The following is a 13429-nucleotide window of genomic DNA, read 5'->3' on the forward strand; positions in this document are numbered from 1 at the left end:
GTGGAATGCCTCTCCCCCGGCACCGCTTCGCCGTCAACCTCTCGATGCTGTTCACCGAACTGCCGCTCCTGGAACGGCCCGCGGCGGCCGCGGCGGCGGGCTTCCGCGCCGTCGAGATGTGGTGGCCCTGGCCCGCGACGCCCACGCCGGAGGCCCGCGAACTCGACGCGCTGCGCGGGGCGCTGCGGGACGCCGGTACACGGCTGGTCTGCCTGAACTTCTACGCCGGGCGGCTGCCCGGGCCCGACCGGGGAGCGCTCTCGCTGCCGGGGGCGGAATCCGGCCGCTTCCGCGCCAACGTCGACGTCGCGGCGGACTTCGCGGCCTCGCTGGGGTGCACGGCGCTCAACGCCCTGTACGGCAACCGCGTCGCGGGCGCGGACCCCGGGGCCCAGGACGCGCTCGCCCTGGAGAACCTCGTCCTGGCCGCGCGGGCGGCCGACAGGGTGGGCGCGACGCTCCTGATCGAGGCGCTCAACGCGGTGGAGTCCCCCGCGTACCCGGTCACCGGCTCGGCGCGCGCCGTGGAGCTCGCGGCGAGGGTCGACGAGGCCTCGGGGCTCGGCAACGCCCGGTTCCTGATGGACCTCTACCACGTGGCGATGGCGGGCGAGGACCCGTCCGCGGCCGTCACTGCGTACGCCCCCGCCCACACGGGCCACGTCCAACTGGCGGACGCCCCGGGCCGCGGCGAACCGGGCACGGGGACGCTGGACGTCCCCGTGCTGCTGAAACGCCTCGAACAGGCCGGGTACGAAGGCTGGGTGGGCCTGGAATACCGCCCGTCCGGCCCGAGCGGGGGTGCCTTCGGCTGGCTGGACGGGGTGCGGTGACGCGTCCCGGGCGTCCGGGCCGCTCCGGCGCCGTACGGCCAGTGCGGCCGGTACGGCACCGCCGGAAGCCGCCGTCGGGGTTTCCCGCCGCTGCGGCGGAAGGAAACGCCCGGCACAGCCGACGCGGCAACAGGCAACAGACCCCGGCCACCCCCGGCCCTCCGGCCGACCCGAGCGGGGGTGCCTTCGACCGCCTGGACGGGTGCGGCGACCGGCTCCGGACGGCCCGGGCGTCCGGGGGTGCTCCGGACGCCCCCGGCCGGCCCGGCACCGCCGGAAACCGCCGTCGTAGTTTCTCGCCGCTGCGGCGGAAAGAAGTGCTCGGCGCAGCCGACGTGATGGTCAGCCCCGGGCGCCCCGGCGCTCCAGGCCGTCACCGTCGCGGCGGAAGCACGTGCACGGCGCAGCCGACGTGACGACCGGCCCCGGCCGCCCCCAGCGGCCCGGGCTCCCCTCTCCCCCCCCCGAAAGGAACCCCCGTGCCCTCTCCCTCCTCCTCCCTGCCCCGCGTCGCGTGGATCGGTCTCGGGATCATGGGGCTGCCCATGGCTTCGAACCTTCTCAAGGCCGGGTACGAGGTCACCGGCCACACCCTCGAACAGGCCGGGCTCGACCGTCTCGCGGCCGTGGGCGGGACGCCCGCGGCCTCCGTCGCGGCGGCCGTCCGCGGCGCCGACGTCGTCGTCACCATGCTTCCCGCCTCACCGGAGGTGGAAGCCGTGGCGCACGGCGAGCACGGCGTCCTCGCGCACGCCGCGCCCGGCACGCTGTTCGTGGACATGTCGTCCGTCACCCCACGGACGTCCGTGGAACTCGCGGAGGCCGCCGCCCGCAAGGGCATCCGCGTTCTGGACGCGCCCGTGTCCGGCGGCGAGGCCGGTGCAGTCGAAGGCGTGCTGTCGATCATGGCGGGCGGGGAGCGGGCCGACTTCGAGCGGGCCCTGCCGCTCTTCCGCGCCCTCGGCACGACGGTCGTGCTCTGCGGCCCGCACGGGGCCGGCCAGACCGTGAAGGCCGCCAACCAGCTGATCGTGGCCGCGAACATCCAGGCGTGCGCCGAGGCCGTGATCTTCCTGGAGAAGTCCGGCGTGGACCTGGAGGCCGCGCTGGACGTCCTCGGCGGCGGGCTGGCCGGCTCCGCCGTGCTCAGCCGCAAGCGGCACAACTTCCTCTCCCGGCACTATCCGCCGGGCTTCCGGATCGACCTGCACCACAAGGACATGGGCATCGTCACGGACGCCGCCCGCGCGGTCGGCGCCGCCGTCCCGGTGGGCGCGCTCGTCGCGAGCCTGGTGGCCGCGGCGCGCGCCCAGGGCGACGGCGGGCTGGACCACTCGGCGCTGCTGCGCGGCGTCGAGCGCCTCTCCGGCATCGAGCGGGCTCATGGCGCCGAGCAGCCCGCAGGCGCCCAGCAGCCGCCCGCCTCCGGGGCCGGGAGGGCGCGGCGATGACGACGATGCCCGCCATGCACGCCGCGGTCCACATCCTCAAGGACGAGGGCGTGGACGTCGCCTTCGGCTGCCCCGGCGCCGCGATCCTGCCGCTGTACCAGGCGCTGGAAGCCGTGGGCGGCATCGAGCACCTGATCGTCCGTCACGAGGCCGGGGCCACGCACATGGCCGACGGCTGGGCGCGCACCAACGGCAGGCCCGGCGTCGCCATCGCCACCTCGGGCCCGGGCGGCACCAACTTCGTCACCGGCCTGTACACCGCGTTCGCCGACTCCGTCCCGATGGTGTGCATCACCGGGCAGGCGGTCTCCGCCAAGCTCCACCAGGAGGCGTTCCAGGCCGTGGACATCGTGGAGATCGTGCGGCCGGTCACCAAGCGCGCCGTGCAGATCAAGGAGGCGGCGCAGATCCCGTGGGCGTTCCGGGAGGCGTTCCGCACCGCGCGCGAGGGCCGCCCCGGCCCCGTACTGATCGACATCCCCGTGGACGTGGCCCGCCGCGAGATCCGCTACGACCCGGCGCTGGACACGCGGCTGCCGGTGCCCGTCGTCGCGCCGCACCCGCCGCGCGTGGAAGCCGCGCTCGACCTGCTGCTGGCCGCAGAGCGGCCGCTCGTCCTGGCCGGCGGCGGAGTGATCCTCTCCGGGGCGGCGGACGAGCTGCGGGAGCTGGTGGAGTACCTGGGGGTGCCGTTCCAGGTGACGCTCATGGGCAAGGGGGCAGTCGAGGACGACCACGAGCTGCACATGGGCACCACCGGCATCCAGACCTCGCAGCGGTACGCCAACGCCTCCTTCCTGGAGTCGGACTTCGTCCTGGCCGTCGGCGCCCGCTTCGGCGACCGGCACACGGGGGCGGACCTCTCCGTCTACCGGGGGCGGCGGTCCTTCGTCCACGTCGACGTCGACCCCTCCCAGCTCGGCAAGGTCTTCGAGCCGGACCTGGGGGTCGTCTCCGACGCGAAGCTGTTCCTCGCCGCCCTGCTCGCCGCCGCGAAGGCCCGCCGCGCGGGGTACGGCGCCGGGCGCGGCACGCAGCCGGGCGCGTGGGCCGCGCGCTGCCGGGAGCTGAAGCGCACGCTCACCCGCCGCGAGGACTTCGCCACGGTCCCCGTGAAGGCGCCGCGCGTCTACAAGGAGATCAACGAGATCTTCGGCGCGGACACGTGGTTCGTCACGGCCATCGGCCTGTACCAGATCTGGGGCGGCCAGCATCAGAAGGCCCACCGGCCCCGCCATTACCAGGTCTGCGGGCAGGCGGGCCCGCTCGGCTGGGAGGTGCCGGCCGCGATCGGCGTCAAGAAGGCGCTGCAGGGCATGGGCCGGGGCGCGGAGGAGGTCGTCGGCGTGGTCGGCGACTACGGCTTCCAGTTCACGGTGGAGGAGCTCGCGGTGGCCGCGCAGTACGACGTCCCGTTCGTGCTGATCATGCTGAACAACACGTACCTGGGCCTGATCCGCCAGGCCTCGGCCGGCTACGGGATGAACTACCAGGTGGACGTCCACTACGACGAGACGGGCACGGACCATGTCAAGCTGATGACAGCGTACGGCTGTTCGGGGCGGCGGGTGACGGAACCCGGGGAGATCCGGCCGGCGATCGAGTGGGCTCGCAAGGAGGCCGTCGCGACCTCGCGGCCCGTCCTGGTGGAGATCATGATCGAGCGCGAGGCGGACACCCCGCACGGCCCGGACATCGACGCCGTCCGCGAGAGCGAACCCGTACCGGAGCTCTAGCGCACGACGGGCGCATGCGCCCTCGCGCTCGGCGGCGACACGGGAGGCGCGGGGGGCGCGGCCGCCCACTTCGGCATTCGCTCCCCCGGCGCGCCCGCATCGTGGACGATGGGCCCGTACCCCTACTCACGGACCCGTTGCTGGAGCCGAATATGGCCAAGAGCGTGCCGGTTCACTGCCCGACGTGCCGTCGCGAGCACTCCTTCACCCCGCCCACCTTCCCCTGCGCGTGCGGTGCGCCGCTCACGCTGCCGGTGCAGGCGGACGCCTCCCCCGAGTTATTGGCGCACCGCACCTGGCGCGACGCGTGGGTGGCCGTCCGCTGCCCCTCCTGCGACCGGCAGGACCAGTGGCCGCGGCCGGAATTCGGCTGCTCCTGCGGCACGGTGGTGCGCCTGCCGGTCCGTTCGCCGGCGCCCGCGACCGCACCCGCGCCCGCGGATGGCGGCAGCGACGGCGGCAGCGACGGTGACGGGAACGGGAACGGAGACAACGGCGCCGGAGCCGACCCCGGTGCCGGAACCGGGGAGCAGCAAGCCGGGGAGCAGCAAGCCGGGGCGCCACGCCCTGCCTTCCGGCCGATGCCCATCCGGACCGCCGACGACGCGCTGGCCGCCGCCGAGCGCTATCTGACGTGGCTGGGCTGCACGGGCGTCGCCCGGCCGGGAGATCCTGAGGCCGCGGGCGTCGACCTGCGCGCGGGCGCCCTCGTCGCCCGGGTCGACCCGTCCACCGTGCCCACCTCGCTGCGCGCGGTCGAGTGCCTGTGGCTGCACGCCATGGTGGAGTCCGCGGCCGGCGTCTTCTTCTCCCTCGCCGGATACGCCCACGAGGCCCGCTCCCGGGCGGACGACCTGCGCGTTCCGCTGTTCGTGATGGACCTCACCGGCACTCCGCAGCCGCTGAACGGCCCGGCCGACGAGCTCGTCGAGCGCGGGCCCGCCTGAGCCGCCCGCACCGCCAAGCTCAATTTTTCCTCTGAACAACGCCCGGACGATGGCGAGTTAGGTGCCCGCGGGCGGAGACTTCGTACCGGGCCCGCGAAACATACGGGGGATCGCGGGCCCCTCCAGCTTTTCAGGGCCGCCCACGCACCGGTCCTTCGCCGCCCGCCCCGGCCGGTCCGCCTCCAGGCACCGGCCGGGCGCCGGGCCCCCTGGCCCCGGCCCGGCCCTCCGCCCCGGTCGGCCCTCCGCCCCGGTCAAGCCTCCGCCGCCATCAGGCCTTCGCCCCGGTCAAGCCTCCACCGCCGTCAGGCCTCCGCCGCCGTGAGCCCCGCGCTCGCCTGCTCTCGCAGCTCCACCTTGCGCACCTTGCCGCTGACCGTCATGGGAAAGGCCTCCAGGATCCGCAGATAGCGCGGGATCTTGTAGTGCGCGAGCCGGCCGCGGCAGAAGCGGACGAGCTCGTCGTGGCTGAGCGGCCGCTCGGGGTCGCGGAGTATCACGCAGGCCATGATCTCCTCGCCGTACTTCTCGTCGGGCACCCCGATGACCTGCACGTCGGAGATCTTGGGGTGGGTGTAGAGGAACTCCTCGATCTCCCGCGGGTAGACGTTCTCCCCGCCCCTGATGATCATGTCCTTGATGCGGCCGACGATCCGCACGTAGTCGTCCTCGTCCATCACGGCGAGGTCGCCGGTGTGCATCCAGCGCTCGGCGTCGACGGCCTCCGCGGTGCGCTCCGGCTCGTCCCAGTAGCCGAGCATCACCGAATAGCCGCGCGTGCACAGCTCGCCCGGCTCGCCGCGGCCGACGGTCTCCCCCGTCTCCGGGTCGACGACCTTCACCTCGATGTGCGGCAGCACCCGGCCGACGGTGCCGGTGCGCCGCGCGATGTCGTCGCCGCGCCGGGTCTGGGTGGAGACCGGCGAGGTCTCGGTCATGCCGTAGCAGATGGCCACCTCGGACATGTGCATCTCGCCCATGACCCGCTTCATCACCTCGGTCGGGCACGGCGAGCCGGCCATGATGCCGGTGCGCAGCGAGGAGAGGTCGTACGTGGCGAAGTCGGGCAGCTCCAGCTCGGCGATGAACATGGTGGGGACGCCGTAGAGGGAGGTGCAGCGCTCGCGCTCGACGGCGTGCAGGGCGGCGGTGGCGTCGAAGGCCGGGGACGGGATGACGGCGCAGGCGCCGTGGCTGGTGACGGCGAGATTGCCCATGACCATGCCGAAGCAGTGGTAGAAGGGCACGGGCAGGCAGACCCGGTCGGCCTCGGTGTAGCCGAGGAGCTCGCCCACGAAGTAGCCGTTGTTGAGGATGTTGTGGTGGGAGAGGGTGGCGCCTTTGGCGAAGCCCGTGGTCCCGGAGGTGTACTGGATGTTGACCGGGTCGTGGCAGCTCAGCTGCGCCTCGCGCTCGGCGAGCCGCTCGCGCGGCACGGTCTCCCCGGCCCCGACGAGGCCCGCCCAGGTGGGGTCGTCGATGTAGACGACGTCGCGCAGCGCGGGGCAGTCGGCCCGGACCTGTTCGACCATGCGGCGGTAGTCGCTGGCCTTGTGCTCGACGGAGGCGACGAGCACGCCGATGCCGGCCTGGCGCAGCACGTAGCCCAGTTCGTGGACGCGGTAGGCCGGGTTGATGTTGACCATGATCGCGCCGACGCGCGCCGTGGCGTACTGGACCATGACCCACTCGGGGCAGTTGACCGCCCAGATGCCCACGCGGTCGCCCTTGGCCACCCCCTTGGCCAGCAGCCCCAGGGCGATCTCCTCGACGGCCCGCCCGAACTCGGCGTAGGTCCAGCGGCGTCCGCCGGGGACGTCGACGAGGGCGTCGCGGTCGCCGAAGCGCTCGATGGTGAACGCGAGATCGGCGCCGATGGTGTCGTCGATCAGCGGGATCGAGGTGCTCCCGGCCGCGTACGAGGGTGTGGTCACCGGTGGTCTTCCTCTCGGTACTCGTCTCCGCCGCCGCGCGCGGTGCGCTCGCGCAGTTCGATGCGGCGGATCTTGCCGGACACGGTCTTGGGCAGCTCGGCGAACTCCAGGCGCCGGATGCGCTTGTACGGGGCGAGCACGGCCCGCGAGTGGGCGAACAGGGCCTTGGCGGTCCCGGGGCCGGGCTCCCAGCCCTCGGCGAGGACGACGTACGCCTTGGGCACGGAGAGCCGCAGCGGGTCGGGAGCGGGCACGACCGCGGCCTCGGCGACGGCCTCGTGCTCCAGGAGCGCGCTCTCCAGCTCGAACGGGGACACCTTGTAGTCGCTGGACTTGAACACGTCGTCGCTCCGGCCCACGTAGGTGATGTACCCGTCGGCGTCGCGGGATCCGATGTCGCCGGTGCGGTAGTAGCCGCCGGCCATGACCTCGGCAGTGCGCTCCGGGTCGCCGGCGTAGCCCGTCATCACGCCGACCGGGCTCGCGGACAGGTCGAGGGCGATCTCGCCCTCGGCGGCCGGTTCGCCCGTGCCGGGGTCGAGGAGGACGACGGAGAAGCCGGGGCTGGGGCGGCCCATGGAGCCGACCTTCAGCGGCTGGCCGGGCGGGTTGGCGATCTGCACGGTCGTCTCGGTCTGCCCGAAGCCGTCGCGGATCGTCACGCCCCAGGCCCGCCGTACGGTCTCGATGACCTCGGGGTTGAGGGGCTCGCCCGCCGCCACGGCCTCGCGGGGCGGGGTGCGCAGCCCGCCGAGGTCGGCCTGGATGAGCATCCGCCACACGGTCGGCGGGGCGCAGAAGCTCGTCACGCCCGCCCGGTCCATCTCGGCCATGAGGCGGGCGGGGTCGAAGCGGGTGTAGTTGTGCACGAAGACGGTGGCTTCGGCGTTCCAGGGGGCGAAGAGGCTGGACCAGGCGTGCTTGGCCCAGCCGGGCGAGGAGATGTTGAGGTGGACGTCGCCGGGCCGGAGCCCGATCCAGTACATGGTCGTCAGATGGCCCACGGGGTACGAGATGTGGGTGTGTTCGACGAGCTTGGGGCGGGCGGTGGTGCCGGAGGTGAAGTAGAGGAGGAGGGGGTCGTCGGCGCGGGTGGGGCCGTCGGGGGTGAAGGTGTCGTCGGCGTGGGTGGCACCGGCGTAGGGGATCCAGGTGTCTGCACGAGCTCGGTTGTCGCTCGTACGAGGGCGCTCGTCGCCTGTAAGGGGTCGGTCATCGCTCGTACGGGCTCGGTCGCCGCTCGTACGGTTCCGGTCGTCAGTCCGATTCCGGTCGTCCGCCCCCTCCGCAGGCCGCTCCTCCGCCCGGTCCCCTGACCGTCCCCCTGCCGGCTCCCCGACCGCGATCCGGGTGTAGGAACCCGGCACGTCCGCGAACTTGGCCGTGTCCTCGGCCCGTACGAGCACGTGGGAGACCCGGCCGCGCTCGACGCGGTCGACGAGGTCGGCGGTGCCCAGCAGCGGGGTTGCCGGGATGACCACGGCGCGCAGCTTCATCGCGGCCAGCGCGGTCTCCCACAGCTCGGCCTGGTTGCCGAGCATGACGAGGATCCGGTCGCCGGCGCGCACGCCTTGCGCGCGCAGCCAGTTGGCGACCCGGTTCGAGCGGCGGCGCAGGTCGTCGAAGGACAGCCTGACCCCGGTCCCGTCCTCCTCGGCGATCCACAGGGCGGTGCGGCCGTTGCCCTCGGCGACGGCGTCGAACCAGTCCAGCGCCCAGTTGAACTCCGCGGGGCGGGGCCAGGCGAAGCCCTCGTACGCGGCCTGCCAGTCCTCGCGGTGCGCGAGCAGGAAGTCCCGGGCGGCGCGGAACTCCGCGGCGGAGCCCGGCACTCCGGCGGCATCCCCCGCGTTCCCCGGCTTCGATGACGTCACGTGTCCTCCAGATTGCGGGGCGCATCGCGGGCCCGCACGGTTAGCATCGTGCGACGGTGATCTGAGTCTCACCACCCCCGAACGGGGGTGGCCGCATTTCAGGGATACGGAGATTCCACCTCCGGATCCGGGACGGGGAGGCAGCGATGGGAGATCCGGACGGAACGGCCGAGGTGCGGGCGGCGCTGATGCGGATGCGCAAGGGCGCCGGACTGCCGGTCGCCTTCGGCGGACTGCTCACGGGAACACGACAGTTCCGAATATCGGACATGACCGGAACGACGACGCCGGTCCTGCGCGGACTGGCGATCCGCACGGGCAGCGGACTGGGCGGCAAGGCGGCCGCCCTCACCCGCCCGCTGTCCGTGACCGACTACCAGTCCTCGCACGTCATCACGCACGAGTACGACGCGGCGGTGGCGGCCGAGGGCCTGCGCTCCGTGCTCGCGGTGCCCGTGGTCGTGCGGGGCCGGGTGCGCGGCGTGCTCTACGGCGCCCTGCGGCGCCCGCTCACCCTCGGGGACCGCTCCCTGACCGCCGCCGTCGACGCGGCGCGCGAGCTGGAACAGGCCCTCGCCGTCCAGGACGAGGTGCAGCGGCTGCTGTCCGTGGCCCATCAGCCCACCACCGCCGACCCGGCGATGTGGGAGGAGGTCCGCGAGGCGCACGGCGAATTGCGCGCCCTGGCACAGCGTGTCACGGACCAGCGCCTGCGCCAGGAGCTGCTCGCGGCGTGCGGTCGCCTGGCCGCGGCCTCCTCCGCGGACCCGGCGGTACGGCGCGCGGGGCCCGGCGTGGACCTGTCACCGCGCGAGGTGGACGTCCTCGCGTGCGTGGCGACGGGCGCGACGAACGCCACGGCGGCGGACCGGCTGGGCCTGCGCCCGGAAACGGTCAAGAGCTACCTCCGGTCGAGCATGCGGAAGCTGGGGGTGCACACGCGCCTGGAGGCGGTGGTCGCGGCGCGGCGGGCGGGTCTGCTGCCGTAGCCGTTCGCACCCGCGTCCCTCTCGTCGCCGGCCGCTCCCCGGACCGTCAAGGAAACGTCAAAGGAGTGGCACCGAGGGTCAACAGGCTGTCAAGGAGGAGCTCGGCGGGGTTCGGTACGGGCATAGCGTGAACGGCGGCGCCGCGGCGCCGTCACCGACGTTCCCATCCGACACCTCCCGAGCTTCCGAGGACCGTCATGCACCTGAGCCGTACCCCCGCCGAAGCCGCCGCAGTCGCCGCCGCCTCCGGCACGGCCGCCGCCGAGAGTCCGCAGGCCGGCGACGGGGAACCCGCCGAACCCTCCCATCCCGCCGGCCACGCCCCCGAGCAGCCGCTGTACGTGCCCGTACGGCCCTGCGCGTGCGGCTTCGCCCTGCGGGTCTTCCGCTCCCCCCTCGGCACGAGGACCGCCGTCGCCTTCACCACCGAGCGACGGCTTTCGTCCGTTCTGGGCCCCGACCAGCCCTCGATCCGCCTGGCCCTACCGGCCGTCCGGGCCCTGGCAACCCCCCTCGGCGTCGCCACGATCTCCATCGACCCCCAGCTGACGGCCCCGGCAGTACGACCGGACCCGGCGGAACCACCGCTGACGGCACTTCCGGGCTGACCGGGCAGCCGGAATGGCTCGGGTGGCCTGGGTGGCCCAGGTCGCTCGGGCGGCTCGGGGGCCCGGGTGACTCGGATGGCCCGGGTGGCTCGGGCGGCTCGGGCGGCTCGGGCGGCTCGGATGGCTCGGGCGGCTCGGATGGCTCGGGCGGCTCGGGGTGACCTGAGGTGACCCGGCTGATCGAGCCGACCCGGTTGCCATCCGGCCGGGCGGGGTGCCATCCCCGCGGGACGGTTGCCGGCGCGGCCGGGGTGCGTCCGGCACCAGGCACCGGCGAGTCCCCCGCCACCTCTCACTCCCTTGCCGCAGGCAAGCAACCCGCCGCAGCGGCGAGCAACCCCCCGCGGCGCGGCCCGGCGGTGCCCGGACAGGCCCCGACCCCGACAGGCCCCGACCGCATCGGCACCGCAGGGACCCCGCACCGCAATCCGCCCGAAGGAGACCCCCATGACCGCCATGCCGACCGCCCCCGTATCCCCGCCGCCGCCCCCGTCGAGCGCACCCGCCGCGCCGGTGTGGCCCGCTTCCACGCGGGAGGTGCCGGGTGGCGGCGGGCTCGCCGTGGGCGGGGTGGCGCTGGGTGAGATCGCCGACCGGTTCGGTACGCCCGTCTACGTCATGGACGAGGACGAGGTCCGGGCCCGCGCCCGCGCCTGGCGCGCGGCGCTCCCCGGCGCCGACGTCGCCTACGCCGGCAAGGCGTTCCTCTCCCGCGCGATGATCCGCTGGATCGAGGCGGAGGGGCTGAGCCTGGACGTCTGCTCCGCCGGCGAGCTCGAACTGGCAGCGCACAGCGGCTTCCCCGCCGAGCGGATCGTGCTGCACGGCAACGCCAAGAGCCCCGACGACGTGCGGGCCGCACTGCGCCTGGGCGTGGGCCGGATCGTCATCGACGGGACGGGTGAGATCGCCCGGCTCGCGGCCCTCGTGCCGGCGGGCGCCCGCCAGCGCGTGCTGCTGCGGGTCGTGCCGGGCGTGTCCGCGGGGGCGCACGCGGCCGTGCGGACGGGGGTGGAGGGCCAGAAGTTCGGCGTGCCGGTGGCCGGCGGGGAGGCCGAGGAGGCGGTGGAGCGGCTCCTCGGCCAGCCGCGGCTGGAGCTGGCGGGCCTGCACTGCCACCTCGGCTCGCAGATCGCGGGCCTGGGCCCGTACGTGACCGCCGTGCGCCGGCTCGTCCCGCTGCTGGCCCGTATCCGCGACCGGCACGGGGTGACCTTTCCCGAGCTGGACCTGGGCGGCGGCTTCGCCATCGCCTACCGCGAGGGCGACCCGGCCGTGGACCCGCGCACGTACGCCGAGCGGATCGGATCCGAACTGGACCTGCAGTGCGCCCGGTTCGGGCTCCCGCGGCCGCGGCTGACCGTGGAGCCGGGGCGGTGGATAGCGGGCCCGGCGGGCGTCGCGCTCTACCGGGTGCTGTCGGTGAAGGCCACGGCCGGCCGGACGTTCGTGGCCGTCGACGGCGGCATGAGCGACAACCCGCGCCCGGCGCTGTACGGGGTCCGCTACACGGTCCGGCTGGCCGGGCGCACATCGGCGGCGCCCGGCCGCACGGTGACGGTGGTGGGCCGGCACTGCGAGGCGGGCGACGTGCTCGCCGAGGACGTGGAGCTCCCCGGCGACCTGCGGCCGGGCGACGTGCTGGCGGTGCCGGCGGCGGGCGCGTACCACCTGTCGATGGCCTCGGCGTACAACCTCGTCGGCCGGCCGCCGGTGGCCGCGGTGTCCGGGGGCCGCGCCCGGCTCCTCGTACGCCGCGAGACGCTGGACGACCTGCGCAGCCGGGACGTCGGCGAGTAGGGAGGCCGGAGGGGGCCGGAAGCCGGAGAACCGGAAAGGGCCGGAGAACCGGAAAGGGCGGAGGACCGGAAGGGGCGGGCCTGTCAGGCGACCGGCAGGACGCGCAGATCGTGCGCTGTGCCGGGCGCCGCCATGGCCAGGACGCGGGCGGCCTCCTCCTCCAGCCCGGCCCGGTCCGCCGGACGGATCTCCTCGAAGGGCTCGACCACGAGCGTCGTGGTCTCCGGGACGGCCCGGTCGAGGCGCCACCCGGCGCGGATGAACCCGTCGAGGACGACCGTGGGCACGGCCCGGTTGACGCGCCAGACGCGGCGCAGGTGCGCGGGGTCGACGATACGGGCGCGGTCGGCGTGGGAGAGGAAGACGTTGTCGAACTCGGGCAGGAAGCGCACCGGCGCCGCCGTGCCGGGGTCGGGCAGCGGGGCGTCGGGCAGGTCGAGGAGCTCGGTGCCGTTCTCGTCGCGGAAGGTGCGCAGCCCGGGGCGGAGCCCGTCGACGACGCTGCGCAGCCCCGTCAGGCCGCACCACTTCTGCATGTCCTTGACGGAGGCGGGGCCGAAGGCGGCGAGGTAGCGCAGGAGGGTGGCGCCGAGGTCGGGCGCGGGGGCGGAGGCGGGGAGGTCGCCGAGCCAGTGGCCGGCCGTGGTGTGGGCGGCGGGCCCGCTGCGGCCCCACAACCCGCGCGGGGGCACCTGGACGAGCGGCAGCAGCGTCCGGGCCGCCATCGCCAGGTCCTGAGGGGCGTGATCCGGCCACACCTGGCCGAGCGCCAGGCCGAGGTGGTGGAAGGTGTACGGGCGCTCGGAGACGAGCCGGGCGGCGTACGCGGCCACGGGCTCGAGGTCGAGGTCACCGAGGCGCTTGCCGTGGTTGCCCCGGAACGCGCGCTCCTGCACGACCTGGAAGAGGCTGCGCAGAGGCCTGCAGTCGCGGGCGCTGACCAGGTGAATCGTCGAGCGCATCACAGGAATGCGGACAGCTGCACGCGAGGCCAGGAGACCGGAGAGCTCCTCGGGGTCGAAGCCGTCGAGACGGGCGGCGAGCGCGTAGTACGGGTCCTGGGGCGACTGCGCCTGAAGACCGACCAGGTGTTCCACGGCGTCGAGGGCCGGCAGCGCGGTGCGGCGCAGCAGCAGCTGACGCTCCAGGAGAGCACGATTGAGGGCTCGGACGGTCAGAATCGGGGACCCGCTGGTTGCCATGTGATCAAACTAGGACGCGTTGCGGACAGATCCGGTCCTGAACCGCACCGCGCGA

General features: G+C 74.2%; 10 protein-coding genes. 7 read left to right on the plus strand and 3 right to left on the minus strand.

The features are described 5' to 3' along the window. Positions 1-5: 5 nt before the first annotated feature. The 4 genes from ACFPP6_RS20745 to ACFPP6_RS20760 all read left to right on the plus strand — a co-directional run bounded on the left by ACFPP6_RS20745 (position 6) and on the right by ACFPP6_RS20760 (position 4967). Positions 6-833, plus strand: coding sequence for a TIM barrel protein (locus tag ACFPP6_RS20745; protein WP_382044419.1), 828 nt, complete (start codon positions 6-8; stop codon positions 831-833). A gap of 479 nt (positions 834-1312) precedes the next feature. Next, positions 1313-2284, plus strand: a complete 972-nt coding sequence (locus ACFPP6_RS20750) for a 2-hydroxy-3-oxopropionate reductase (RefSeq protein WP_382044421.1) — start codon at positions 1313-1315, stop codon at positions 2282-2284. Continuing rightward, a complete protein-coding gene (gcl, locus tag ACFPP6_RS20755) occupies positions 2281-4020 on the plus strand; it encodes a glyoxylate carboligase (RefSeq protein WP_382044424.1) in 1740 nt (579 codons plus the stop codon). The genes ACFPP6_RS20750 and gcl overlap by 4 nt, the downstream gene beginning before the upstream one ends. Positions 4021-4172: 152 nt before the next feature. Next, on the plus strand, positions 4173-4967 hold the full coding sequence (locus ACFPP6_RS20760) for a hypothetical protein (RefSeq protein ID WP_382044426.1): 795 nt from the start codon (positions 4173-4175) through the stop codon (positions 4965-4967). A gap of 305 nt (positions 4968-5272) precedes the next feature. Here ACFPP6_RS20760 and ACFPP6_RS20765 read toward each other — a convergent pair whose 3' ends face one another. Together ACFPP6_RS20765 and ACFPP6_RS20770 are read right to left on the minus strand one after the other, a co-directional pair. Next, a complete protein-coding gene (locus ACFPP6_RS20765) occupies positions 5273-6901 on the minus strand; it encodes an AMP-binding protein (RefSeq protein WP_382044429.1) in 1629 nt (542 codons plus the stop codon). Next, entirely contained in the window at positions 6898-8775 is a 1878-nt protein-coding gene (locus ACFPP6_RS20770; RefSeq protein ID WP_382044430.1) for an AMP-binding protein, read from the minus strand. The genes ACFPP6_RS20765 and ACFPP6_RS20770 overlap by 4 nt, the downstream gene beginning before the upstream one ends. A 146-nt stretch (positions 8776-8921) precedes the next feature. On the opposite strand from ACFPP6_RS20770, the gene ACFPP6_RS20775 reads away from it, so the two are divergent. From ACFPP6_RS20775 to lysA, 3 genes are all read left to right on the plus strand, one after another. Next, positions 8922-9764 carry a helix-turn-helix transcriptional regulator gene (locus ACFPP6_RS20775; protein ID WP_168096433.1) on the plus strand — a complete coding sequence of 281 codons (843 nt, stop codon included), beginning with the start codon at positions 8922-8924 and terminating at the stop codon, positions 9762-9764. Between the two features lie 197 nt (positions 9765-9961). After that, a complete protein-coding gene (locus ACFPP6_RS20780) occupies positions 9962-10372 on the plus strand; it encodes an SAV_915 family protein (protein WP_382044433.1) in 411 nt (136 codons plus the stop codon). Between the two features lie 447 nt (positions 10373-10819). After that, a complete protein-coding gene (gene lysA / locus ACFPP6_RS20785) occupies positions 10820-12172 on the plus strand; it encodes a diaminopimelate decarboxylase (RefSeq protein WP_382044436.1) in 1353 nt (450 codons plus the stop codon). Positions 12173-12255: 83 nt separating this feature from the next. Here the strand turns inward: lysA and ACFPP6_RS20790 are convergent, their stop codons facing one another. Continuing rightward, the gene (locus ACFPP6_RS20790; RefSeq protein ID WP_382044439.1) at positions 12256-13374 is read right to left on the minus strand and encodes a winged helix DNA-binding domain-containing protein; all 1119 of its coding nucleotides are present in this window, start codon (positions 13372-13374) and stop codon (positions 12256-12258) included. Positions 13375-13429 lie beyond the last annotated feature (55 nt).

Source organism: Streptomyces aureoversilis, from assembly GCF_042657885.1.
Classification (GTDB): domain Bacteria; phylum Actinomycetota; class Actinomycetes; order Streptomycetales; family Streptomycetaceae; genus Streptomyces; species Streptomyces aureoversilis.

What these genes read in the sequence shown, in the direction of transcription:
- ACFPP6_RS20775 (WP_168096433.1), top strand. Translation starts at nt 8,922, where the DNA reads ATGGGAGATCCGGACGGAACGGCCGAGGTGCGGGCGGCGCTGATGCGG.
- ACFPP6_RS20760 (WP_382044426.1), top strand. Translation starts at nt 4,173, where the DNA reads ATGGCCAAGAGCGTGCCGGTTCACTGCCCGACGTGCCGTCGCGAGCAC.
- ACFPP6_RS20780 (WP_382044433.1), top strand. Translation starts at nt 9,962, where the DNA reads ATGCACCTGAGCCGTACCCCCGCCGAAGCCGCCGCAGTCGCCGCCGCC.
- gcl (WP_382044424.1), top strand. Translation starts at nt 2,281, where the DNA reads ATGACGACGATGCCCGCCATGCACGCCGCGGTCCACATCCTCAAGGAC.
- lysA (WP_382044436.1), top strand. Translation starts at nt 10,820, where the DNA reads ATGACCGCCATGCCGACCGCCCCCGTATCCCCGCCGCCGCCCCCGTCG.
- ACFPP6_RS20790 (WP_382044439.1), bottom strand. Translation starts at nt 13,374, where the DNA reads ATGGCAACCAGCGGGTCCCCGATTCTGACCGTCCGAGCCCTCAATCGT.
- ACFPP6_RS20745 (WP_382044419.1), top strand. Translation starts at nt 6, where the DNA reads ATGCCTCTCCCCCGGCACCGCTTCGCCGTCAACCTCTCGATGCTGTTC.